This window comes from Brachybacterium muris (assembly GCF_016907455.1).
GTDB classification, from domain to species: Bacteria; Actinomycetota; Actinomycetes; order Actinomycetales; family Dermabacteraceae; genus Brachybacterium; species Brachybacterium muris.
The window spans coordinates 3,133,142-3,157,169 of sequence record NZ_JAFBCB010000001.1 but is presented as its reverse complement, the minus strand read 5'-3'; the positions used below and the strand labels follow the sequence as shown (position 1 = coordinate 3,157,169).

General features: G+C 68.0%; 20 protein-coding genes and 1 pseudogene. 15 read left to right on the top strand and 6 right to left on the bottom strand.

Features of this window, described 5'->3' with window-relative positions:
* The first annotated feature begins 52 nt into the window (after window positions 1-52).
* From JOD52_RS14645 to JOD52_RS14615, 7 genes are all read left to right on the top strand, one after another.
* Complete coding sequence (locus JOD52_RS14645) at window positions 53-418, top strand: PRC-barrel domain-containing protein (protein WP_204410784.1); 366 nt, start codon at window positions 53-55, stop codon at window positions 416-418.
* Window positions 415-1,731, top strand: coding sequence for a glycosyltransferase family 4 protein (locus tag JOD52_RS14640; RefSeq protein ID WP_204410782.1), 1,317 nt, complete (start codon window positions 415-417; stop codon window positions 1,729-1,731). Before JOD52_RS14645 ends, JOD52_RS14640 begins: the two co-directional genes overlap by 4 nt.
* A gap of 25 nt (window positions 1,732-1,756) precedes the next feature.
* On the top strand, window positions 1,757-2,650 hold the full coding sequence (rfbA, locus tag JOD52_RS14635) for a glucose-1-phosphate thymidylyltransferase RfbA (protein WP_017823137.1): 894 nt from the start codon (window positions 1,757-1,759) through the stop codon (window positions 2,648-2,650).
* A gap of 193 nt (window positions 2,651-2,843) precedes the next feature.
* Entirely contained in the window at window positions 2,844-3,848 is a 1,005-nt protein-coding gene (rfbB, locus tag JOD52_RS14630; RefSeq protein WP_204410779.1) for a dTDP-glucose 4,6-dehydratase, read from the top strand.
* A gap of 14 nt (window positions 3,849-3,862) precedes the next feature.
* Window positions 3,863-5,305, top strand: coding sequence for a sugar nucleotide-binding protein (locus tag JOD52_RS14625; RefSeq protein WP_204410777.1), 1,443 nt, complete (start codon window positions 3,863-3,865; stop codon window positions 5,303-5,305).
* A gap of 139 nt (window positions 5,306-5,444) precedes the next feature.
* Window positions 5,445-6,737, top strand: coding sequence for a Fic family protein (locus JOD52_RS14620; RefSeq protein WP_017823140.1), 1,293 nt, complete (start codon window positions 5,445-5,447; stop codon window positions 6,735-6,737).
* An 87-nt stretch (window positions 6,738-6,824) separates the two neighbouring features.
* A complete protein-coding gene (locus JOD52_RS14615; RefSeq protein WP_204410775.1) occupies window positions 6,825-8,288 on the top strand; it encodes an APC family permease in 1,464 nt (487 codons plus the stop codon).
* A gap of 96 nt (window positions 8,289-8,384) precedes the next feature.
* On the opposite strand, the gene JOD52_RS14610 is transcribed toward JOD52_RS14615, so the two are convergent.
* Both JOD52_RS14610 and JOD52_RS14605 read right to left on the bottom strand, forming a co-directional pair.
* Complete coding sequence (locus JOD52_RS14610) at window positions 8,385-8,810, bottom strand: ribonuclease HepT family protein (RefSeq protein WP_204410773.1); 426 nt, start codon at window positions 8,808-8,810, stop codon at window positions 8,385-8,387.
* Window positions 8,807-9,268 carry a helix-turn-helix domain-containing protein gene (locus JOD52_RS14605; RefSeq protein ID WP_204410772.1) on the bottom strand — a complete coding sequence of 154 codons (462 nt, stop codon included), beginning with the start codon at window positions 9,266-9,268 and terminating at the stop codon, window positions 8,807-8,809. The genes JOD52_RS14610 and JOD52_RS14605 overlap by 4 nt, the downstream gene beginning before the upstream one ends.
* A gap of 191 nt (window positions 9,269-9,459) precedes the next feature.
* Here JOD52_RS14605 and JOD52_RS14600 point away from each other — a divergent pair, with 191 nt between their 5' ends.
* The 8 genes and pseudogenes from JOD52_RS14600 to JOD52_RS17260 form a co-directional block, all read left to right on the top strand.
* The gene (locus JOD52_RS14600) at window positions 9,460-11,328 is read left to right on the top strand and encodes an outer membrane protein assembly factor BamB family protein (RefSeq protein ID WP_204410770.1); all 1,869 of its coding nucleotides are present in this window, start codon (window positions 9,460-9,462) and stop codon (window positions 11,326-11,328) included.
* A gap of 201 nt (window positions 11,329-11,529) precedes the next feature.
* Window positions 11,530-13,350 (top strand): glycosyltransferase, encoded by a 1,821-nt coding sequence (locus tag JOD52_RS14595; protein WP_204410768.1) that lies wholly within the window; start codon window positions 11,530-11,532, stop codon window positions 13,348-13,350.
* Entirely contained in the window at window positions 13,340-14,239 is a 900-nt protein-coding gene (locus JOD52_RS14590; RefSeq protein WP_204410767.1) for an ABC transporter permease, read from the top strand. The genes JOD52_RS14595 and JOD52_RS14590 overlap by 11 nt, the downstream gene beginning before the upstream one ends.
* A complete protein-coding gene (locus JOD52_RS14585; RefSeq protein ID WP_204410765.1) occupies window positions 14,220-15,281 on the top strand; it encodes an ABC transporter ATP-binding protein in 1,062 nt (353 codons plus the stop codon). Before JOD52_RS14590 ends, JOD52_RS14585 begins: the two co-directional genes overlap by 20 nt.
* 29 nt (window positions 15,282-15,310) lie before the next feature.
* Window positions 15,311-16,459 carry a non-hydrolyzing UDP-N-acetylglucosamine 2-epimerase gene (gene wecB, locus JOD52_RS14580; protein WP_204410763.1) on the top strand — a complete coding sequence of 383 codons (1,149 nt, stop codon included), beginning with the start codon at window positions 15,311-15,313 and terminating at the stop codon, window positions 16,457-16,459.
* Window positions 16,460-16,487: 28 nt separating this feature from the next.
* Window positions 16,488-16,895, top strand: coding sequence for a hypothetical protein (locus JOD52_RS14575; RefSeq protein ID WP_204410761.1), 408 nt, complete (start codon window positions 16,488-16,490; stop codon window positions 16,893-16,895).
* Between the two features lie 37 nt (window positions 16,896-16,932).
* Window positions 16,933-20,034: a glycosyltransferase gene (locus JOD52_RS14570; protein ID WP_204410759.1), complete on the top strand. Its 3,102-nt coding sequence runs from the start codon at window positions 16,933-16,935 to the stop codon at window positions 20,032-20,034.
* Window positions 20,035-20,168: 134 nt separating this feature from the next.
* Window positions 20,169-20,399, top strand: a pseudogene (locus tag JOD52_RS17260) (IS3-like element ISPfr13 family transposase); the annotation flags it as partial.
* On the opposite strand, the gene istB reads toward JOD52_RS17260, so the two are convergent.
* The 4 genes from istB to istA are packed head-to-tail and all read right to left on the bottom strand — an operon-like array spanning window position 20,319 to window position 23,908.
* The gene (gene istB, locus JOD52_RS14565) at window positions 20,319-21,290 is read right to left on the bottom strand and encodes an IS21-like element helper ATPase IstB (RefSeq protein ID WP_338124110.1); all 972 of its coding nucleotides are present in this window, start codon (window positions 21,288-21,290) and stop codon (window positions 20,319-20,321) included. The pseudogene JOD52_RS17260 and the gene istB sit on opposite strands and share 81 nt — an antisense overlap.
* A gap of 20 nt (window positions 21,291-21,310) precedes the next feature.
* Window positions 21,311-21,598, bottom strand: coding sequence for an ATP-binding protein (locus JOD52_RS17605; RefSeq protein ID WP_204410237.1), 288 nt, complete (start codon window positions 21,596-21,598; stop codon window positions 21,311-21,313).
* Between the two features lie 4 nt (window positions 21,599-21,602).
* Window positions 21,603-22,349, bottom strand: coding sequence for an ATP-binding protein (locus tag JOD52_RS14555; protein WP_338124028.1), 747 nt, complete (start codon window positions 22,347-22,349; stop codon window positions 21,603-21,605).
* The gene (gene istA / locus JOD52_RS14550) at window positions 22,346-23,908 is read right to left on the bottom strand and encodes an IS21 family transposase (RefSeq protein ID WP_204408388.1); all 1,563 of its coding nucleotides are present in this window, start codon (window positions 23,906-23,908) and stop codon (window positions 22,346-22,348) included. The genes JOD52_RS14555 and istA overlap by 4 nt, the downstream gene beginning before the upstream one ends.
* Between the last annotated feature and the right edge of the window lie 120 nt (window positions 23,909-24,028).

Here is a 24,028-nt window from a genome sequence, read left to right as displayed (position 1 = left end):
CCACGGTCCCCGGGGCGCACCGCCGCCCCGCCCAGGAGGAGGTCGACCACCGGTGACCCGCCACATCCCCGCGCCCCAGCACGTGCTGGAGCTGTCGGGCGCCACCGTGCACGGTAGCGACGGAGAGCACGTGGGGCGGGTGCGGGACATCTACCTGCACGACGCCACCGGCCAGCTGGCCGCGATCACCGTGACCGTGGGGCGTCTGCGGGGGCGCACCGTGTTGCTGCCAGCTGTCGCGATCGCCCCAGGAGCCCTCACCGAGCTGTTCGACACCCCCTCCCAGGCCCTCACCCTGGTGGTGGACGCCGCCGCGGCCCGCGCCGGCGCTGCCCCGCCGGACACGGCCCACGCCGATCCGCAGACCCTGCGCCGCGCGGCCCGGGCACTGGGCATCGAGGAGGCACCCCGGGCATGAGGATCCTCCTGGTCACGCACTACTACGCACCGGAGTTCGGGGCCCCGCAGCGGCGCTGGTCGGCCCTGATCCAGCGCTTCGTCGCCGCCGGTCACCAGGTCACAGTGGCGGCCCCCGTGCCGCACTACCCCTCAGGCAGGCCCACCCCGCAGCAGAGCCGCGACCACCGGGTGGGGGCCGTGGAGCGAGGGGAGCACGGGGAGACGGTGGTGCGCACCGCCTACCTCCCGCACCGCTCCGACATCGGCACCCGCACCGCCGACCACGTCGTGGCCGCCGCCGACTCCCTGCGCCGGCTGCTGCGCCGCTTCACCCGGCCCGATGCCCGGCCCGACGTGGTGATCGCGACCGCCCCGGCGATCCCCAGCCTGCTGGTGGGCCGTGTGCTGGCCCTGCACTGGAAGGTGCCGCTGGTGGCGGAGATGCGCGACGCCTGGCCGGACCTGGTCACCCATGTGGGCCCCGCCGGGGCGGTGCCGGTGGAGCTCGCCCACGCGGCGAGCCCGGCCCCGCTGCGCAAGGGACTGGGCCTGCTGATCGGCTACGCCAAGGGCGCCGTCCACCACACCGTGACCCACTGGCAGCAGGGCGCGCAGACGGTGGTCACCACCACCGGGCGCTTCGCCGAGGTGCTGCGGGAGCGCGGCATCGCAGAGCCGCAGGTGGTGCGCAACGGCACCGACCTGGACGGGGTGCACCCGCAGGTCGATCATGCACCGGGCGACCATCCGGAGCTGCGCTGCCTGTACCTGGGCAACATGGGCCGCTCCCAGGGGCTGGACACCCTGGTACGGGCCGCCGCCCGGCTCCGTGAGCAGGGCGTGCCCATCGAGGTGCGGATGATCGGTCACGGCGTGGAGGCCACGGCGCTCGCGGCCCTCGCCCACGAACTGGACGCCCCGGTGCAGGTGCTGCCTCGCATCGAGCACAGCGACGTGGAGGAGCAGTACGCCTGGGCCGACACCGTGGTGGTGTCCTTGCGCGGCTGGGCTCCGTTCGCGTGGACGGTGCCCTCCAAGCTGTACGAACTGCTGGCCACCCGCCGCCACGTCACCGCCCTGCTGGACGGGGAAGCCGCCGAGGTGGTGCGGGAGGCGGGCGCCGGGGACGTGCTGGCCCCGCAGGACGAGGACGCCCTGGTCCGCCTGTGGGGCCGTCTCGCCGCGGACCGCTCCCTGGCGGCCGTGCGCGACAGCGGCCGGGCATGGGTGGCCGAGCATGCCGACGATGATGTGCTGGCTGCCAGGTACCTGGGAATGCTGGAAGACGTGGTGCGGGGCAACGCGATGGAGGGGCGCACTGCCGGGGCCTGAGCCCGGACCTGGGATACTGCGCAGTATGCGTGGAATCATCCTGGCCGGTGGGACCGGCTCCCGACTGCACCCGCTCACCATCGGCGTCTCCAAGCAGCTGATGCCGGTGTACGACAAGCCGATGATCTACTACCCGCTGAGCACCCTGATGCTCGCCGGGATCCGCGACATCCTGATCATCACCACCCCGGAGGATCAAGCCGCGTTCCAGCGGGTCCTCGGTGACGGATCCCGTTTCGGCGTGAACCTTCAGTACGTGGTGCAGCCCTCCCCGGACGGCCTCGCCCAGGCCTTCGTGCTGGGCAAGGAGTTCCTGGACGGCGGCCCGGCGGCCCTCGTGCTGGGCGACAACCTGTTCTACGGGCAGGGCATGGGCACCCAGCTGCGCCGCTACCGTGAGCTCGACGGAGCCGCCGTGTTCGGCTACTGGGTGAAGGACCCCACCGCCTATGGCGTGGTGGAGATCGACGACACCGGCCGTGCCCTCTCCCTGGAGGAGAAGCCTGCCCGGCCCCGCTCCAACCTCGCCGTGCCCGGCCTGTACTTCTACGACGACACCGTGGTCTCCCGGGCCGAGGCCCTCACCCCCTCCGCCCGGGGCGAGCTGGAGATCACCGACCTCAACCGCAGCTACCTCGAGGAGGGCACCCTGCAGGTCGAGGTGCTCACCCGCGGCACCGCCTGGCTGGACACCGGCACCTTCGATGACCTCGCCGCTGCTGGGGACTTCATCCGCACCGTGCAGCACCGCCAGGGCCTGTCCATCGGGGCGCCTGAGGAGGTGGCCTGGCGCATGGGCTACCTGAGCGATCAGGAACTGCGTGAGCGCGCGGAGCCGCTGGTGAAGTCCGGCTACGGGCGGTACCTGCTGGACATGCTCGAACGGGAACTGGCCGACCGCTCCGGGAACGCGGGCTGAGGGCGGAAGCGCGGAATCAGGGGGCGGCAGCGACGCGAGCGGGCGTGAATCGCGGCCGCAGGGCACTGAAACGACAGCTGCGCTCCGCTGGCGGACTGCGCCCCGCCGCGAGCGCGCGTCCTGTGCCTGCGCTGCTCTGCGCGGCAGGCAGGTGCCACAATGGCAGAAAAGCACCCTCGCGCTAGGAGTCCCCGTGGCCTCTCGTCACCTGCTGGTCACCGGTGGAGCCGGCTTCATCGGCTCCAACTTCGTCCACCACGTGCTGTCCCACACCGATGACACCGTGACCGTGCTGGATGCGCTCACCTACGCCGGCAACCGGGCCTCCCTGGAGGGCCTGCCGGAGGAGCGGGTGCGCCTGGTGGTGGGGGACATCGCGGACGCGGCGACCGTGGACCCGCTGGTGGAGCAGGCCGATGCGGTGGTGCACTACGCCGCCGAGTCCCACAACGACAACTCCCTGGCCGACCCCTCCCCGTTCCTGCACACCAACCTGATCGGCACGTACACGCTGCTGGAGGCGGCCCGCAGGCACGGCACCCGCTTCCACCACGTCTCCACCGACGAGGTGTACGGGGACCTGGAACTCGATGACCCGCAGCGGTTCACCGAGACCACCGCCTACAACCCCTCCAGCCCGTACTCGGCCACCAAGGCCGGCAGCGACATGCTGGTGCGCGCGTGGGTGCGCTCCTTCGGGGTGCAGGCCACCCTCTCCAACTGCTCGAACAACTACGGGCCCCGCCAGCACGTGGAGAAGTTCATCCCCCGCCAGATCACCAACCTGATCGACGGGATCCGCCCCCGCCTGTACGGCGCAGGCACCAACGTGCGCGACTGGATCCACGCCGATGACCACTCCTCCGCGGTGCTCGCGATCCTGGAGCGCGGGCAGATCGGTGAGACCTACCTGATCGGTGCCGACGGGGAGAAGAACAACAAGGAGGTCGTGGAGCTGCTGCTGCAGATCATGGGCCGCGACACGGGCGACTACGACCATGTGGCCGATCGCCCCGGTCACGACCTGCGCTACGCGATCGACTCCACCCGTCTGCGCGAGCAGCTGGGCTGGCAGCCCGCCTACGGTGACTTCGAGCAGGGCCTGGCCGCCACGGTGGACTGGTACCGGGCCAACGAGGCCTGGTGGCGCCCTCAGAAGGAGGCCACCGAGGCCAAGTACGCAAGGGCCGGCCAGTGAGCGGGGGAGACGACATGACCGCCGCGGCACCAGCGGGCCCGAAGCAGCTGGCCGTCCACACCACCCCGATCCCCGGCCTGCTGGTGATCGACCTGCCTGTGCACGGCGATCAGCGCGGCTGGTTCAAGGAGAACTGGCAGCGCCAGAAGATGGTTGCCGCCGGGCTGCCGGACTTCGGCCCCGTGCAGAACAACATCTCCTTCAACCAGGCGGTGGGTGTCACCCGCGGCATCCACGCCGAGCCGTGGGACAAGTACATCTCGGTGGCCACCGGCCGCGTGTTCGGCGCCTGGGTGGATCTGCGCGAGGGCCCGACGTTCGGGGCCACCTACCACCACGAGATCACCCCCGATACGGCGATCTTCGTGCCGCGCGGGGTGGGCAATGCCTTCCAGACCCTCGAAGCGCCCGCCGCGTACACCTACCTGGTCAGCGCGCACTGGTCCGAAGCCGCACAGGCCCAGTACACCTTCCTGAACCTGGCCGATGAGACCGCCGCGATCCCCTGGCCCATCCCCCTGGAGCAGGCGGAGCTGTCCGAGAAGGACAAGGCCCACCCCCGACTTTCGGAGGTCACCCCGGTGCCGCCGCGCCGCACCCTGGTGGTGGGCGCCGGCGGCCAGCTGGGCCGCGCGCTCGCCGAGCGCTGGCAGGGCCGGGCCGACGTCGACGCCGTGGATCGCAACGAGCTGGACATCGCCGACGCCGCCAGCGTGGACGCCTTCGACTTCTCCCCGTACGCCGTGCTCGTCAACGCCGCCGCGCACACCGCAGTCGATGCCGCGGAGACCCCCGAGGGCAGGCGCGAGGCCTGGGCGGTGAACGTCACCGGTGTGGGCCGCCTGGTGGAGGCGGCCCGGCGGGAGCGGGCCACGTTGGTGCACGTCTCCAGCGACTACGTGTTCGACGGTGAGCGCGAGCTGCACGACGAGGCCGAACCGCTCAGTCCGCTGGGCGTGTACGGGCAGACCAAGGCCGCAGGTGACCAGCTGGTCGCCACCGTGCCGGATCACTACATCGTGCGCACCAGCTGGGTGATCGGCGAGGGCACGAACTTCGTACGGACGATGGCGCAGCTGGCCGAGCGGGGGATCGACCCGACGGTGGTGGACGACCAGATCGGCCGCCTCACCTTCACCAGTGATCTCGCCGCCGCGATCGACCACCTGCTCACGCAGCGGCCGCAGCCCGGGGTGTACAACCTCAGCGGAGGAGGGGAGCCGATGAGCTGGGCCGACATCGCCGCAGAGGTGTTCGCCCTTGCCGGTCACGACCGCGCACGGGTGCACCCGGTGAGCACCGCCGCGTACTACGCCGCCCAGGGCAAGGCCGAGGGCGACGGCACCGTGGCGCCCCGGCCGCGCAACTCCGCGCTGGACCTGGCGAAGATCGAGGCGACCGGCTTCGAGGTGCGGGACCACATGCGTGCGCTGGGGGAGTACCTGCAGCGGGGGTGAGGGCGAGCACCATGTGGGGCGCCGTTGCCTGGGAGAAGTCAGGAACAGGTAGCGGTTATCCGGGCGGGCGGCGCCCCGAGATGTAAGGATAAGAGTTATCCGAACATCATCGAGGTGTCAGCGGCCGGGTGAGGACTACATGAACGCGTGGGAAGAACAGGAATGGCAGTCGTCCGCGGTGTCGGGGTTGCCACGGCGCGACCGGCGCTCCGGGCCGTTCCTCGCGTATGTTCCCGACACTCTCGTCCAGGCTCCTCTCGTGCTGGGTCGGGAGGCCGAACATCTGCTCGCCACGGCGGAGTCGAAGGTCAGGTCGTTGACCGGCCTTAGCGATGACCTCCCGGCGATCTCCAGGTTCCTGCTGCGCTCCGAGGCGATCGCTTCATCGCGGATCGAGGGGATCGCGCCGTCGGCGCGGCAGGTGGCGCTCGCCGAACTCGGCCAGAGCGAGACCGTTCAGGGTGTCAGCGCACCGGCACAGATGGTCGCCAACAACATGACACTGGTTCGTGAGGCGACCACACGCCTGGTCGGCGCGCCGCTGGTGACCGTGGAGAGCATCATCGACCTGCACCGGAGCCTGCTGCGCGATGAACCCCACCATCACGGGATCAGGGACGTCCAGAACTGGATCGGTGGATCCGACTGGCATCCACTCGACGCGGATTTCGTCCCGCCTCCTGCGGTCCGTGTGGAACCGGCGATGCAGGACCTCGTGGACTACATGAACGGTGCCTCGCACGCACCTATCGTGCAGGCCGCACTCGTCCACGCCCAGTTCGAGACGATCCACCCCTTCACCGACGGGAACGGACGGGTTGGTCGAGCTCTGATCCACTCGGTTCTCACCCGGCGAGGTCTCACCCCTGACTCGGTGCTCCCCGTGAGCCTCGTGCTCTCGACGCTGCGTGACAGGTACGTCGATCATCTTCAGCAGTTCCGTGACGTCGAGGGCCGGGGGAGCGGGAGCAGTGGTCGTGAGCGATGGATCAGCTTCTTCGCGGAGGTGACCCTTCTGGCGAGCGAACAGGCCGTCACGCTGTCCGGAGAGCTGTCGGAGATCCGGGAGGAGTGGGAGCAGCGCTTGACGTCGTCGCGCCAGCGGCGGGGGAGTCAACGAGCACTTCGCAGTGATTCCGCCACAGCGTTGATCCTGGCGGACATGGTGGGTACACCCGTCCTCACCGTCGATACGGCGCAGAGGATCCACGGGGTGTCCAGGGTTGCTGCACTTCGTGCGCTTGATGAGCTGCATGAGGCTGAGATCCTCACTCGACGGTCGATCGGTTCCGGTCGTCACGCGTATGTGTCGGGCGAGGTCCTGGATCTGATCACGTGGGCTGAAAGACGATTGGCGAGCACGAAGTTCGACACCCGGAAGTCGCCTCCGCACCCGGGGGTTCCTGCTCCACCTCAGCGCCCTCCCCTGTGAACAGCGGCGGAGGTGTCGGTCTCCGGCCAGGCCGAACGCCGGTAGCGTGTGTCCCCAGTCACGCCCCCGGATTACTGGAGCCTCTTCATGTCCGCATCGGACAGCCCCGCGTCCTCCCCGGTCGACGCCGCCGCGCACGCCGAGGCCCGCAAGCTCGAGAGGACGATGAAGCCCGCGTGGGTGTTCGCGATCGCGTTGGGCTCTGCCGTGGGCTGGGGTGCGTTCATCCTGCCGGTGCAGTGGCTGGCCGACGGCGGCACCGCCGGTGCGCTGATCGGCTTCGCGATCGGCACGGTGCTGATGGCGATCATCGCCGTCTCCTACGGTCTGGTGATCCGGGCGCTGCCGGTCACCGGTGGGGAGCTCTCCTTCACGCTGCACGCCTTCGGGAGGTACGCCTCCTTCGTGGTGGGCTGGTTCCTGGCTCTGGCGTACGCGTGCATCATCGCGCTGAACGCCTCGGCGATGACCCTGGTGTTCCGCCAGCTGTTCCCCTCGGTCATGGAGCGCGGCTACCTGTACACGATCGCCGGCTGGGAGATCCACGCCCACGAGGTGGTGGTGGCCCTGGCCGCGATGATCATCGCCGGTGCGCTCAACGCCCGTGGCGCGGCGCTGTCGGGACGCTTCCAGTTCTACGCCTGCGTGATCATGATGGCGGCGGTGGCCATCATCCTGGTGTGGACTGCGGTGCTGTACCTCCAGGACCCCGTGCCGCTGTACCAGGGCTTCCCCGCGGAGGTGTCCCCGTTCGCGGCGATCGCGGTCATGGTGGCGTTCGCGCCGTGGGCGTTCGTGGGCTTCGACAACGTGCCCCAGGCGGCCGGTGAGTTCGACTTCTCCCCGAAGAAGGCGATGGGCCTGATCGTGGCTGCGATCTTCGCCTCCGGCGCCATCTACCTCACGATGATCCTGGTGACCTCGGTGGCGGCCTCCCACGCCGGCGGCAGCGTCGACGGTTCCGTGTGGGCCACGGCCGATGCGATCACCGCGATGCTGGGCCCGGGGGGCCGCGCACTGGTGGTGATCGCCGTGTTCATGGGCGTGATCACCGGGCTGAACGGGTTCACCGTCTCCGCCAGCCGGATCCTGATGACGATGGGCCGGGCCCGGATGCTGCCGCCCGTGCTGGGGCGGGTCAGCCACCGCTTCGGCACCCCCGTGGTGGCGGTCGCGGTCGCGATCCTGATCGCCTCCCCGTCCCCGTTCTTCGGCCGCTCGGCGCTGCTGTGGATCGTGGACATGACCTCCGTGGGCGTCACCGTGGCCTACTTCGTCACCTGCCTGGTGGCGTTCAAGATCGCCGAGCAGGACGACTGGTCGCCGGGACGGACCAAGCTGGCGAAGATGATCGCCATCGTGGGGGCGGTGCTGTCGGTGGGCTTCTTGCTGCTGCTGATCGTGCCCGGCTCCCCGGGCGCCCTGGCCACCGAACCGCTGGTCGCCCTGGCTGCCTGGGTCGTGCTGGGCATCGTGTTCTTCGTGCTGCGCAAGCCCGCGGTGGACGAGATGCCCGAGGAGCAGCTGGAGCAGGTGATCCTCGAGGGGTGAGCCGGCGAGCGGGCTTGCTGAGGCCCGCCCCTCACGGTTTTGCCCGCTGTGCTTCCAGTAGTGGAAGCACAGCGGACAATTCGGTGAGTTGCGCCGTCAGGGAGCCGACTCGACTTCAGTGCGGAGACGCGCGATGACGCCCGGCAGGTGCTCCGTGGTGGTCTGCCAGAAGAGGTCGGCGTCCATCGCCCGGTAGCCGCTGTGTGCGGCGATGTTCCGGGTCGTGATGATCCCCCGGCGCTCGTCGTCCGCCACTGCGGTGAGGAATGGTGCGAAGCGGCTCGGATCCTCGAACAGCGCGGCGAGTCGGATGACGGCCACTGTCGCCCGGTCATAGCTGCCCGAGCCCTCGAAGAAGGCCGGGCGCCCCTGCTCGATGACGTCGTCGAGGCGGACCTGGATGCGGTCGAGCTCGACCAGCAGCGCCTCCGCGGGCGAGGGCGCACCGGGGGCTTCGCACTCGGCGCGGCCCTGGATCCGCCACCGGTGCCGCGCCGACGGGGAATCGTCTGCCGAGCTCACAGCGGCACCGCCGTCTCCCGGAGGTGCTCGGGCGTCTCCACCCCGTCGATCACCACGTCGACCGGGAACCCGAGCAGGTCGGACGCGTCGGCGACGAAGAGCGCATAGTCCAGGGGGTCGGAGTCAGGGTCCCGGGACACCAGGAGGTCGACATCGGACTGGTGATGGTCCGATCCTCGGGCGACGGAGCCGAAGACTCTGACGTGGTGGAGTCCCCGCCGCGCGGCGAGGGCCAGCAGCTCGTCCCGATGAGCGGCCAGAGCGAGGGAGGGGCGGTAGTCCGCCGCGGCGAGCAATCGGGCGAGCATCTCGGCGGAGACCGCTCGACGCCCGGATTCGATGGCCGCGATGTGCGGCTGCTGGGCTCCGACCGCCTCGGCCAGCGCACGCTGCGTCATCCCGGCATCCTCGCGGGCGGCGCGGAGCACCCGGGGGGCATCCTGGAGCGGCACGCTCATGACGCTAAGCATACCCAGCGTGGTATGCGGCTGGGTGGGTGAGTGTGCATCGGTCGATCCGCTAAATGCCTCGCCCGGGCCGCGCCCTCGATAGCCTGACTGACCAGGGCGGGAGAACCGCCCGAGGTGAGGACACCAGGGGAGGGGCCACGGGGGAGCGGCAGGCGCGCCGGCGGATCGGCATCGGGGCGGTGGTCGTGCTCGGCGCAGCGGCGGCGATCGGCGCGGTGCTGTGGACCGGCGGGGGGCTCGTCCCGTACCTGCTCGCCCTCGCGCTCGCGGCAGTGGGCGTGCTCGTCCTGCTCACGGCGCTGCCGACCACCCGCTGGCGCGCCCTCGGCACAGCTCTGCTCGTCCTCGCCCTCGCGCTCGCCGTCGCCGTCCCGTGGCGCCTCGCCGTCCGGGAGCTGCACGGCGACCCACTGTGGTCCCTCGACGTCCAGGGGTTCGTGCGAAGGGTCCACTCCGACGGGACACGGCTGCTGTACTCGGACGATGTGGGCCTCCACGCGGTGGACCTCGCGAGCGGGGAAGAGCTGTGGGTGCACGATCCGTCGGGCGCAGGCACGCCGCGGCGCTTCCATGTCGCGACCGACGGGCACGTGCTGGTGCAGCACGAGAGCCGACCGGGCCAGGTCCTCACCCAGTGGATCTCCCCGGGCGGAGAGGTGCTGTGGAGCCATCCCGCCGAGGCGGCGGTGGGAGACGGGGACGGCGCTCCCGTCGAGATCGATCTCGAGGGCCACCATCTCCGCGAACCGGTCGCCGCCGCTGACGGTGCCCTCGTGGTCGTCACCTGCGCGGACGACGCCGACCATGAGTCCTGCCGCACGCTCGGCATCGGCCCGGACGGGACGGAGGCCTGGTCCCGCGCCTCCCATCCCCGTCCGCTCGGCCTCCGCACGGTCCGCCAGGTCGACGTCGATCCCGGGGAGCCGCGGGAGATCCCGGCGGTCGCGGCGGTGCACGGCCCGGACTCGTCGACCCGCGCGCCGCGGCCGACGGATCTCCTCGACCCCGCGACCGGCGAGGTGCTCGGGACCCTCGAGGTGGCGGGCTTCCTCGGGGTGATGGGCGACGTCGTCGTCCACGAGTCGGCGGAGCAGGGTCCGGACGGCCTGTGCACGACCCGCGGCTGGTCCGCCGACGGCCGGGTGTCCTGGGAGCGGGATCTGCCGTGCCTCGGCCGGGGCGCGGCCGCGATCGGCGACTGGATCTACGGGACCCTGCGCACCGTCCAGGAGGCCGACGGCGAGACGCCCGGCGAGGACGTCCCCGTCGAGGCGTATGCGCTGGATCCGGAGACCGGGGCCCGGCAGGCGGTCGGACCGCTGGACTTCTTCTCGAGCCGCGCCGCGCCCCGCACCGGGGTGCCCGGCACGGATGTCGTCGTGCAGAGGAGGGACCAGCAGATCACCGCGGTCGATCCTGCGACCGGCGAGGAGACCTGGTCGTTCGGGGTCACCGGCACCACGATCGTCCCCGGGGTCGAGGCGGCGCACGGCGCGGTCGTGGTGCGCTACGACGTCGAGGACCACCCCGGCCGCAACCCCTTCCTCGCGGTCGACGACCTGACCCTCGCCCGCAGGATCCTCGCCGTCGACACGGCCACCGGCCAGGTGACCGGGTCGCTGCTCACACCCGACGACGTCTGGGTCGTCGCGCCCGTCGCACCCGGCCAGGTGGCCGTCGCCGCCGGGGACCGGCTGGTGCTGATCGGGGCGCGGCCGAGCTGGGCCAGCCGCTCGCTGACGTCCTCAGTCCCCGAGCCCGGCGAGCAGCAGCGCCGAGAGCGTGATGCCGTCGGCGATCTCCCCGTCGCGGATCAGGGCGCGGATCTCAGGGTCGCTGCGCCAAAGGTGATCGCCATCGTGGGGGCGGTGCTGTCGGTGGGCTTCCTGCTGCTGGTCGTGCCCGGCTCCCCGGGCGCCCTGGCCACCGAGCCGCTGATCGCCCTGGCTGCCTGGGTGGTGATGGGCATCGTGTTCTTCGTGCTGCGCAAGCCCGCGGTGGACGAGATGCCCGAGAAGGAGCTGGAGCAGGTGATCCTCGAGGGGTGAGGGGGCGAGGGAACGACCGGCTGGAGGCCCGTCGGCCGGTGACCACCGCCGCCGTGTTGCCCGCAAATGCGAGAAATACCTGATACTCCTGGCTTTTCTGTGATCGAATCGTAGTAGTGACCCTGGGAGAACTCTGAGACCTCGCGGTACGATCTGGTCAGCCGTGCACAAAGCACGACCGTCGACCATGCGGGAGGCAGCGTGGCTCGCAGCGTTCCCCCGCTGCTGCGCAATCTGCAGTTGCTCGCCCAATCCGGGTTGGAGCATCTTGTCGACGATCCCGCACTTCTCGCCGTCCAGGTGAGCCGCCGCACCCCCCTGCCTGTCCGCACGCGGGTCGGCGCCGTGCTGCGCCGTGCGGGTTCCGTGCTGCCGGGCACGTCCCTGCAGGCGCTCGGTGCCGCCATGGAGGGCGACCCGACGGGGGCTGAGCAGGCCCTGCGGCGGCGATCCGCCTCCGGATCCCGTCTGCACGCCGCGGTCGCGGTGCTGCTGGACCGGCCCGAGCTGGTGCCCGGTGACGCCCCCGCTCTGTCCCGTGCCCGTGCCACCTGGGCACAGGGCCGGCTCGACGAGGCGGTGCAGCTGCTGCACGAGGCCGGGCAGGGCACCGCTCGCCACGCCCGCCGGCTGGAGAGCGAACTGCGTCTGCTGCAGCCCGGCTTCCGGCTCCCGGCCCCTGGCACGGCCGCTCGTTCGCCTTCGGCGAGCGGGGCCTCCGTGCCGAGCCCCGATGAGTCGATGCGGGTGCTGCACGTGCTCACCAACTCCCTGCCGCACACCCAGTCCGGCTACTCCCTGCGCTCCCACCGGATCCTGCGCGCGCTGAAGGACGCGGGAGTGGAGTCGGCGGCGCTCACCCGCACCGGCTACCCGGTGATGGTGGGCAAGGTGCTCGCGGCCGACGAGGACGTGGTCGACGGGATCCGCTACCGCCGCTGCCTGCCGTCCCGCCTGGGCGCCACCCAGGAGGAGCGCCTGGCCCAGCAGGTCGCCGAGGCCCTGAAGATCGTGCGCGAGCTGCGCCCCCACGTCATCCACGCCACCACCCCGTACCCCAACGCCCTGGTGGCCCAGGCCGTCTCCGAGGCCACGGGCATCCCGTGGGTGTACGAGGTGCGGGGCCTGGCCGAGCAGACGTGGATCGCCTCCCACGCGGTGGCCGAGGAGCGAGAAGCTGCGGCCTCCGCCCAGAAGGTGCAGCTGATCGCTGAGCGCGAGGGAGAGCTGGCCCGAGCGGCGAGCGCCGTGATCACCCTCTCGCGCACCATGGCCGACGAGCTCGCAGCCCGCGGTGTGGACCCTGTCTTGATCACCCTGGTCCCCAACGGGGTGGAGCCCGGCCTGTTCTTCGGCGGGGCCACCGCCGAGGAGGCCCGTGCGCGCCTGCGCATGGACCTGCGCGGCGCGTTCGTGGTGGGCGCGGCCAGTGCGCTGGTGGACTACGAGGGCTTCGACGTGCTGCTGCAGGCCGTCGCCTCGATCATCCACGACGACTCCGATCAGAGCGACCTGCGCAAGATCCTGCACGCGTGTTTGGTCGGCGACGGGACCGAGGCGCCTCGTCTGGTCGCCCAGGCGCAGCGGCTGGGAATCGGTGATCGCGTGGTCATGCCCGGCCGGGTGGGCAGGGACGGGGCCCGCTGGTGGATCGAGGCGATGGACGTGGTTACGGTGCCGCGCCACGATCTGGCTGTGACCCGCAGCGTCACCCCGCAGAAGCCCGTCGAGGCGATGGCCCTTGGGCGAGCGGTGATCGCCAGCGATCTTCCCGCGATCCGCGAGTCCGTCACCGGGCCCGACGGTGAAACCGGGGCGCTGCTGGTGCCGCCCGAGGATCCCATTGCCCTGGCGGCCGCGATACGGGATCTGTACGAGGACACGCAGGGGCGCATTCAGCTGGTGCACGCGGGACCGGAGATTGCCGCGCATCGCCGGTGGGACGTGCTGGTGAGACGATACGAGACGGTGTACGGGCGAGCCGTGGCCGGATCCAAGGAGGTCTCAGCGCGTGGCGAATGAGGTGAGGAGCGCCTCCCAGGTGGTGGAGGCGCTCGAGCATGCGGGCCTGGACCCCAGCAAGCTGTTCCCCATCGGGGTGCGGCCGCCGCTGCCGGTGTACTTGCGGCAGGTGTGGGAGCGCCGCCGGTTCATCTGGTACGACTCGCGGCAGCGCACTGCAACCCAGAACGCCCGCAATCTGCTGGGCAATGCCTGGCTGATCCTGCGGCCCCTGATCGATGCCGCGTTCTACTTCCTGATCTTCGGGGTGCTGCTCCCGCGGGTGGCCGACGGGGTGGACAACTTCCCCGCCTTCGTCATCATCGGGGTGCTGATGTTCCGCGCCACCTCCGCGGCTCTGGCCGGCGGAGCCAACCTCATGCAGAACAACCGCTCGATGATCCGCGCTTTCAACTTCCCGCGCGCCTCTATCCCGATCGCGAGCACCGTGCGCAGCGCGATGACGGCGGCATTCACCATGGTGGCGATGTGCGCGGCGATCTGGATCGCACCGCCGTTCGCCCCTCCGAACCTGATGTGGATGCTGCTGGTGCCCATCTTCGCGCTGCAGATGCTGATGAACCTGGGCATCGCCTTCATCACCGCCCGCATCGGGTTCCACTTCCCTGACATGGGCAATGTGCTCAGCGTGCTGAGCCGCTTCCTCATGTATGGCTCGGGGGTGATCTTCCCGATCGAGCGGTTCATCAACCACGACGGCATTCGCGAGATCGTGATGCTCAACCCGGTGTTCCGGATCATCGACATGGCCCGCACCGCGCTGATCGACGGCCGGGTTCCTGGCCTGGACTCGTGGCTGATCGTGATCGCCTGGACCCTCGTGCTGCTCGTGGGCGGGTTCCTCTACTTCTGGCGAGGGGAGGAGATGTATGGTCGCGAACTCCGCTGAGACGAAGAGCGCAGCTGCCGAAAACGAGGACGACCCCCAGGAGACCCCGTGGGTGGCGCCCGAGGAATCACCCCTCACCGTGGTCGCCCACAGGCTGCGGATGCGCTACAAGGCTCCCCGCACCGACAGGACGCCCCGTAAGGGGCTGGTGGCGAGGCTGCTGCCGCGTCGGCAGATGGTCTCCGTGCCCGCTGTGCGTGGCGTGGACCTTACGGTGCGCGAGGGCGAGTTTGTGGGCATCATCGGCCGCAACGGGTCCGGGAAGTCCACCTTGCTGCGCATGCTCGCCGGCGTGGAGCCTCCCACATCCGGCCTGGTGCTCACCAGCTCCCGGCCTCAGCTGCTGGGAGTGAGCGCGGCGCTGATCCCGGATCTCACCGGTGCGGAGAACATCAAGCTGGGCTTCCTGGCGCTGGGCATGACCCAGCAGGAGATCGATGACCGGTTCGAGGAAGCGGCTGAGCTCTCGGCGCTCGGTGATGCGCTGGATCTGCCGATGCGCACCTACTCCTCCGGCATGGGGGCGCGCCTGAAGTTCGCGATCTCCGTGATGGCCGAACCCAAGATCCTCATGATCGACGAGGCGCTCTCCACCGGGGATGCCACCTTCGCCGAGCGCTCCAAGAGGAAGATGGACGATCTGCTGGAGCGTGCCGGCACGGTGTTCATGGTGAACCACGCCCCCCGCACCATCGAGAACGTGTGCTCCCGCGTGATCTGGATGGAGAAGGGCCGCATCGTGCTGGATGGTGACACCAAGGAGGTCTCCAGCCGGTACCGCTCCTTCGCCTACCGCCTCGCCAAGGATCGGGAGGACGAAGCCATGCGCATCCTTCGCGATGCCGTGCTCGAGGGCGAGGCTCAGCGGCAGGCATCCCGGCTCATGCTCCCCGATCCTGTGACCGAACCCGAGAAGAAGGACCTGCCGGACTACGAGCCGGACCCGTTCCAGAAGATCTTCACTGAGAACTACGAGAAGAAGTCCTTCCCCTCCACTGTGTTCCCCACTGCTCACGACCGCTCGACTGACACCCACCCCTGATGGAAGAGGTTTCCGTGACACTGCGCATCATGACCATCTATGGCACCCGGCCCGAAGCGATCAAGGTCGCCCCGGTGATCAAGGCGATCGAGAAGGCCGACGATCTGGAGAGCATCGTGGTCGTCACGGGACAGCATCGCGAGATGCTGGATCAGGTGAACACCATGTTCGGGATCATCCCCGATCACGACCTCAACATCATGAGCGCCGGTCAGAGCCTGAACGGCATCGTGGCCAAGGTGATCTCGGGTGTGGACAGGATCCTGGAGCTGGAGCAGCCCGATGCAGTCATCGTCCAGGGTGATACCTCGACAGTGATGGGAGCAGCGGTCGCTGCCTTCAACAGGCAGATCCCGGTGATCCACCTCGAGGCCGGACTGCGCTCGGGCAACATCGACTCGCCGTTCCCGGAGGAGGCGAACCGCAAGCTCACCAGTCAGATCACCAAGCTGCACCTGGCGCCCACGGAGACCAGCAAGGCGAACCTGGTGCATGAGTCCATCAGTGAGAACGACATCGTCGTCACCGGCAACAGCGTGATCGACACGCTCCTCTATGCCACGAAGCTTGAAGTGGAGTTCTCCGATGAGCGCCTCCAGAAGCTGCAGGAGCAGCGCAACACGGAAGGTGGAGTCGGCAGGGTGCTGCTGGTCACGGCGCACCGCCGCGAGAACCTCGGTGCGGCGATGGCGGACATCGGCAATGCCGTTGCTGACTTGGCACGCAAGTACGACGACCTCACGATCGTGTTCCCTGTGCACCTCAACCCCAAGGTACGAGAGGCCGCGCTCCCCCCGCTTGAAGGTCTGCCCAACGTGATCGTCACGGAGCCGATGGCCTACGCGGAGTTCACCAAGACGCTTAGCTTGGTGGACATCGTGCTCACGGACTCCGGTGGTGTGCAGGAGGAGGCTCCGAGTCTGGGCAAGCCGGTGCTCGTTATGCGGGAGAACACCGAGCGCCCGGAAGCAGTCCTGGCCGGTACGGTCAAACTCATCGGAACCCGGCGCGAACGGATCGTAGATGAGGTGTCCCTTCTTCTGGACTCCGAACAGGCTTACGCCGCAATGGCTTACGCGGTGAACCCTTACGGAGACGGCGTTGCAGCGAATCGAACCGTGGAGGCTATCAACTGGAAGTTCGCAGGCGGCCTCCGCCCCTTGGACTTCGGAGTCTGAGAACCAAGACCCCAGAAAGGCTTCTCCCATGTCACGGAATCATCTTTACTCCCTGGTGGGTGCCGTCCTCGTGATTGCGGCGGTCATCGTATCGATTGCCTCGGCAGTTCGAGGTGAGCTGGGCGGGGTCGCGGTACTACTCGTGCTCGCTGCCGGCGGTGCCGCTATCCTCCGAATTCGATCGCGGATCCGATCGGAGAGCCGCCACCGATGGGTCGTACAGGCCCGAGTCGCTGCGCTTGAGACGGCGCTGCGCGAGGCGCGGGAGACGACCAGCGAGCAGCTCCGAGAGACGGAAACGCTGTTGAATGGCCTCAGTTTCGAGGTGCGTATGATTCAGGATGAGGTCGACGAGAGCGCGACGTACACGCAGATGGCGCTCCTTCACGACCGGGTTCTCTCGCTCGAGGCTTCTCTCCATCCCGTGCGCCGATGACCCCCGATCACGAACAGAATTGAGAGAGCACCCAGCGATGACCTCCCTGCGAGATTTCCCCCTGGTCGGGTTCCGGACCGACCTTAAGGTCGAGAATGCGTGGAACACGACTCGCGCCGAGTCGGTCGACATCAGACTCAGCCGTTCCGGGCGGACGGTCGTGACCCCCTCCTCCGAGCAGCCGGTCTACCTCGTGCTTGCCGGAAATGAACGGCAGTTCCGCGCACTTGACGAACACTGCGGGATCAACATCGAGGCTGGTGCCGCCTACGTGGTCCATCTCGACGCGGAGCCGAGTACCGAGGTGCGGGCCGAAGTGCACCTTCTGGAGTACGACTCCGCCGGCAAGAGGACGGGCGTCACGCAGATTGACGCGAGGCGGAGGGTGCTGTACATCCCGCCCGAAGGCGCCGACCGGCTGCTTGTCACGCTGCGCGTTCGCGGGACCGCACCACTCGAGTTGGGTGGTCTCGACCTCGCTGTCGTCGACCGGCCATCGGGCACCCGCTCGGGAGTTAAGGTCGTCGATTTCGGGGCTGCGGGCACAGAGCCTCAGAGGCAGACTGACCAGGATCTCGACGCCTTCGCGACGAGCCTCCGCGAAGTCGTCCTCGCAGGGCAACGTGCAGGAAAGGTGCTCGACCGGGTTCAGGACCGCCTCGTCGCCGCCAGCGAGCCGAAGTCCTCCAGGGGAGAGGGCTCGCTCGAGGCGCGACGGCTTACCCGTGAGCTCCTTATCCAGCTCGCATCGACGCTTCCCCAGAGCAATGGCTCTGAGTACTTTGCGGAAAAGCTCCCTTTCCACGCGGCAATCGTGACCGACGAGTACATGCTGAACTTCTACAAGGACGCTTTCGCCAAGGTCACTTATGTACGCCCATCGATGGTGGACCAGGTCGTGGCCAATGGCTTCGATTTGCTTATCTACGTGACGTGCTGGAAGGGTATTTACGACGAGGAGTGGCGGGGCGTTAAGTTCCGCGAGACCCCGCGCGAGGCTTTGGATAAGTTGCTCGCGCATGCCCGCGAGAACGGGCGTCCGACCTTTTTCCAATCGATCGAAGATCCAAGCAACTTCGAGTACTTCCTCCCCATCGCCGAGAAGTTCGATCATGTCTTTACCTCGGACACGGACTGCCTCGAGGCCTATCGGCGAGAGCTCGGCCACGACCGTGTCCACTACGGCGAGTACGGTGCGAACCCCCTGCTCAACAATCCCATCGGCAGCTACCGTCACACCTTGAACAAGGCGTTCTTTGCGGGGTCGTACCCGAAGCGATACCAAGAGCGCGTCGACGACATGCACGTCATTTTCGATTCAATTCTCGCGACCGGCGAGAACCTCACGCTGGTAGACAGGAACTTCGGCAACGAGGAGTACGCTTTTCCTGAGCTCTACGCGGGCGTATCCCTCGAGCCAATGCCGCACGACCTGCTCCAGAGGGTCCATAAGTTGTTTCGGTGGAGTCTGAACTTCAACTCCATAAAGTCGAGCCCCACCATGTGCGCCATGCGCATCTACGAGCTCCAGGCGCAGGGCCGCGGTCTCATCTCCAACTACGCTCGGTCCGTGTTCAACCGGTTTCCGGAGATCCGCATCGTTGCCGACCACGAGAACCTTGCTTCCTACTTCACCGCGGAGATCCCGTTGAGCGAGCACCGCAACAATGAGACTCAGGTGCGAAGCATTCTGACCAACTGCACCGCGCAGGACATTGCTACCAGGATGCTGAACGCGGCAGGCATTGACACTGGACTGCAGCGGACCACCCCTCGTGTCGCACTCATCGCGGAGCAACCGGACGACCAGCTGCGCCACGAGATTGCCGCACAGTCGTACCCAGAGGTCGAGCTGGTTGAGGGCAATGTGGACCCCGGGGATCTGATCTCTCGTGGGTTCCGCTACATAGGCCGCGTGGACACCTCGCACACCTATGGACAGCACTACGTGACGGATCGGGTCAATGCCTTCAAGTACACCGACTCTGCCTTCATCACCCAGTCCGCCTCCGTCCAGGACGGGCGCATCGACGGACCCGCGCACGAGTTTGTGGAGCGGCCGGAGGACGGGGTCACCCTCCACTCTGTCCGCCATAGCGGTGCGGAGGTCCTGCGGTCCCTCCTTCGGGGCGAGCCCTCGGTCGTCGCCACCGGGTACTGCCTGCCTCCCTTTGAGGCCAATAGACGCCAAAGCCCCCAGGGGGGGACGGCCGCTCCGCTCGGTGCCGGCTCCCCGGTTCTCTCGATAATCGTGCCCGTGTACAACGCCAGCAAGTTCTTGGTGACCAAGTGCCTTCCGAGCATCGACCGGAATGCCCGCGCGCCGAAGTTCGAGATCATACTCGTTGACGATGGATCGACGGACGGGACGACGGCGCAAATCTGCCGCGAACTCGCCGACCGGGATTCCCGGATTCGCGTGTACTGCTTCGAGACTGGTGGTAGCGGCAGCGCGTCCCGGCCGAGGAACAAGGGGATCGAAATGGCTCGCGCCCCGCGGCTGACATTCCTCGACCCTGATAACGAGATCTCCGACGGGGGGTATGACACTCTCCTCGAATTGCTGGATGAGGCCCAGGGCGCCGATTCTCGGGTTGGTTTCATCTCTGGATACCAGGCTAAGGTGACTCAGACGACGGGTATGACAGGGCGCCACACTCAGGAGAGGTTGACGGTTCGTACAGATCTGCGTGCGCAGTACTTCCTTCGCGGAAAGTTTCCCGTTGTGTCAACCCAGTGCGCAGTAATGGAGAAGCGTCTGTTCGACGACGGAGGACTTCGGTTCGTCGAACGTGCAGCTGGCCAGGACACCCTATTCGGGTGGGAGCTCATGCTTACGGCGGAGCACGGCGCGTTCACCTCTGAAGCGCACCTGATTTACTACGCCGAGCGGGACGGATCGGTGACCAATACGGTGGACATGAGCTACTTCCGTAAGAAGCTCATCATGGAAACCGCGCAGGTTGAGGCGCTGATGAGGCACGGACTGCTTGAAGCGTACCGCGACCACCATTTCGAGAACTTCCTCAGGAACTGGTACCTCCCGAAGCTCGAGAGCATGCCCGCGGAGGGGCGGGAGGAGGCCCGGGGGATCCTGCGCCAGATCGTCAAGCTGTACGGCGCGAGCATAACAATCTGATAGACGGCACAAAGGAACGGGATGGTGTCAATGAATCGGCCCAGGTTTGATGCCGCTGCTGTTTGAGTCGGAGAGGGGCGGATTCAACTGGCTTCCTACATCAACCCGGTGTTGCATCGGCCAGTTGAACCCGCCAATACACCGCGATTCGGTTGACGGAGGACCTCGACAGCGAGGGCATCGCTGCGTTGACCGGGACCGTCGGCGACGCCTTTGATGACGCGCCGATGGAGACGATCAACGGCCTCTACGAGACTGAGTGCATCCGCACCACCGTCTTCCACTCAGGGCCGTACCGGACCCTCGCAGGCGTCGAGTTCGCGACCGCTGGCTGGGTCGGCTGGCATAGTGACCGGCGCCTCCACGTTGATGGCGCTCATCGGTTTTCCCCAGAGTTGCTCGGTGAACTTCCCCAGGGCCGCGGGGCTAAATTGGCCGAGGTTCGTGCCGGTGGTGGCACGACGGATCTCCTCGGCGGCGGTGGGGTGGTGACGGAGCCTGTAGGAGGCTCCGTCGAGCGTGATGACGACTGAGCGGTGGAGGAGCCGGTCGAGCATCGCGGCGGCGGCGGTGGTGTCGCCGAGGATCTCGCCCCCGGCCCCGACGGGCCTGTTCGTGGTGATCACGGTCGAGGTCTTCAGGTATTGCTGGTTGGTGACCTGGAACAGTGCCGAGGCTGCTTCGGCCGGCAGCGGGAGGTAGCCGAGTTCATCGATGATCAGCAGGGTGGGGCCAGCGTAGAACCGCATCATCGTGGACCATTTTCCCTCGATCGCGGCGCGGTGGCAGCGGGCGGCGAGGTCGGCAGCGGAGGTGAAGTAGACCCGATAACCGGCGTTGACCGCGGCGTGGCCGAGGCCGGTGGCGATATGGGTCTTGTCCACTTCGGGTGGGCCGATGAGCAGCACGTTCGTTGCGTTCTCTAGGAACCGGCAGGACCCGAGTTCTGCGAGGAGGTTGGGGTCGATGCCGGAGGCGGCGTCGTGGTCGAAGTTCTCCAGCGTCGCTCCGGTGGGCAGGTTCGCGAACCGGAACCGGCCCGCGAGGCGACGCTTCTCGGTGGCACTCACCTCGATCGCCAGCAGGCGCTCCAGGGCGTGGGTGAGGGTCCAGTCCTCGGCCTGGGCTTGGTCCAGGATGCCGGGGAGGGCGTCGGCGGCGTCTGAGTATTCGTAGTCGTGGGAGCCACCGAATCTTGCTCTTGGGGACCGCCGATCGTGCCGACGGGGGCCAGTAGCCGCCGCGGTGGGGACCACTGGCTCCCGCCGGCATCGGGTCACTGGGGCAGTGCGGTGTGTTCTCGCATGTTCCTGTCGCCGGTGTCGATCCAGATTGTGTTGTGCACGATGCGGTCCATGATCGCATCGGCGTGGACTGCTCCACCGAGCCGGGCGTGCCAGTCCTTCTTCGGGTACTGGGTGCAGAACACGGTCGAGCCGGTGTCATAGCGGCGCTTGAGTATTCGTAGTCGTGGGAGCCACCGAATCTTGCTCTTGGGGACCGCCGATCGTGCCGACGGGGGCCAGTAGCCGCCGCGGTGGGGACCACTGGCTCCCGCCGGCATCGGGTCACTGGGGCAGTGCGGTGTGTTCTCGCATGTTCCTGTCGCCGGTGTCGATCCAGATTGTGTTGTGCACGATGCGGTCCATGATCGCATCGGCGTGGACTGCTCCACCGAGCCGGGCGTGCCAGTCCTTCTTCGGGTACTGGGTGCAGAACACGGTCGAGCCGGTGTCATAGCGGCGCTCGAGCAGTTCCAGCAGCATCGAACGCATTCCCTCGTCAGGATGGTCCAGCAGCCACTCGTCGATCACCAGCAGCGAGAACGTGGAGTACTTCCGCAGGAACTTCGTCTGGCCCTGCGGCTTGTCCTTTGCCAGGGCCCAGGCCTCTTCGAGGTCGGGCATTCGGATGTAGTGGGCTCGGAGCCGGTGCTGGCAGGCCTGCTTCGCCAGCGCGCAGCCGAGGTAGGACTTCCCTGAGCCGGTGAAGCCCTGGAAGACCACGTTCTGTTGCCGCTGGATGAAGGAGCAGGTTGCCAGTTGCGCGATCACGTTCCGGTTCAGTCCCCGTTCCTCGACCAGATCCAGCCGCCGCAGGTCCGCTCCGGGATAACGCAGCCCCGCCCGGCGGATCAGACCCTCGACCTTTCCATGATTGAAGATGGAATGCGCCTCGTCCACGATCAGCTGGAGCCGTTCCTGGAACGACATCCCCAGCACGTGAGCCTCATCCTGGGCATCGATCGCGTCCAGCAGCGCGGTCGCGCCCATCTCGCGCAGCTTCCGCTTCGTGTCGTTATCGATCACGCTCACCGGACACCTCCGGCGTAGTAGTCGGCGCCACGGACGTATCCGCCGTCTTCCGCGGGTTCCTCGCGGGGTGGACGCAGGGCGGCGACCTTGTCCTGCCCGGTGGCCAAGATCGGGTGCAGATGCGCATAGCGCGGTGAACGGACCCGTCCCGTCAGCGCGAGTGCGCAGGCCGCCTCGACCCGATCTACGGAGAAGCGGCGAGAGAGCCGTAGCACCGCCAACGCGGGATCCAGGCCCTGTTCCACGATCGGCACGGACTCGAAGATCCGCTGGATCACGATCACCGTGGCCGGCCCGACCCGATCTGCCCACGCCCGCACCCTCTGCGCGTCCCAGGCCTGGAAACGCTCGCCCGCAGGTAGGTCCGCGTCGTTGGTGCGGTACTCATTGCTCGCGGTCTCCGGGAGCAGCAGGTGACTGGTCAGTCGCTGGCTGCCCTGATAGATCTCCAGCGTCCGGGCCGTGATGCGCAGATCGACCTTCGCGCCGATGTGCGCGAACGGCGCGGAGTAGAAGTTCCGCGCGAACGTGACGTGCCCGTTCCTGCCCACTCGTCGTCCGTAGTGCCATGTCGAGATCTCGTAGGGCACCGCCGGCAGCGGCGTCAGCAGCGGCCGCTCCTCCGCGTCGAACACGCTGGCGCGGGATCCGGGCCGCTTCTGGAACGGCTCCGCGTTATAGGCCTCCATCCGCTGCCCGATGGCGGCTGCAAGTTCGGGCAGGGACGTGAATCGCTGATCCCGCAGCCCGGCGATGACCCAGGTCGCGACGTGCGCGACGGTGTTCTCCACGCTCGCCTTGTCTTTCGGTTTCCGCACCCTCCCCGGGAGCACCGCCGCCGAGTAATGCGCTGCCATCTCGCGATACGCATCGTTCAGGACGATCTCGCCCTCGCGGGGGTGCTTCACCACACCGGTCTTGAGGTTGTCCGGAACGATCCTCGGGACCGTCCCGCCCAGCGCCTCGAACATCGCTACGTGCGCTCGCAGCCAGGACTCCTGGCGCATATCCAGCGCCGGGAAGCAGAACGCGTAACGAGAAAAAGGCAGGCAGGCAACGAACAAGAACACCTTCGAGACCTCGCCGGTGACCGGATCGGCCAGCTCCATCGTGGGGCCGGACCAGTCGACCTCCACGCTCTGGCCGGCCTTGTGACCGACTCTCGAAGCGGCACCGGTGACCATGACGTGGTGCTGGTAGGTGCGGCAAAACCGGTCATACCCCATCGCCGGATCCCCAGCCGCCGTGGTCGCGTCGAAGTACTCGCCGTGCAACAGCTTCAGCGTCACGCCGACCCTGGCCATCTCTCGATGGACCTGTTCCCAGTCCGGCTGTGCGAACACGCTCTCGTGCTCGCCCCGGCCCGGGAACAACCGGGCATACACCTGCTCATCGGCGACGTCCGCGATATCGCCCCACCCGATCCCTGCAGCGTCAGCGGCCTCGAACACCGCCCTCACGGACTTGCGGGACATGCCCTGCGAGGACGAAATCGCTCGCCCCGACAGACCTTCTGCGCGCAGCTGGAGCACCAGCTTCGCCCTGATCTTCCGTACCATTCCAGATTGCTCCTTCCGCCGCGTGCCCTATACACACGGCGGAAGGAGCGTAGACAGAGCGGCCCCAACGACACCACTGGTGGTCCCGAACGACGCCACCGCTACGGCAGCGACGTGGCA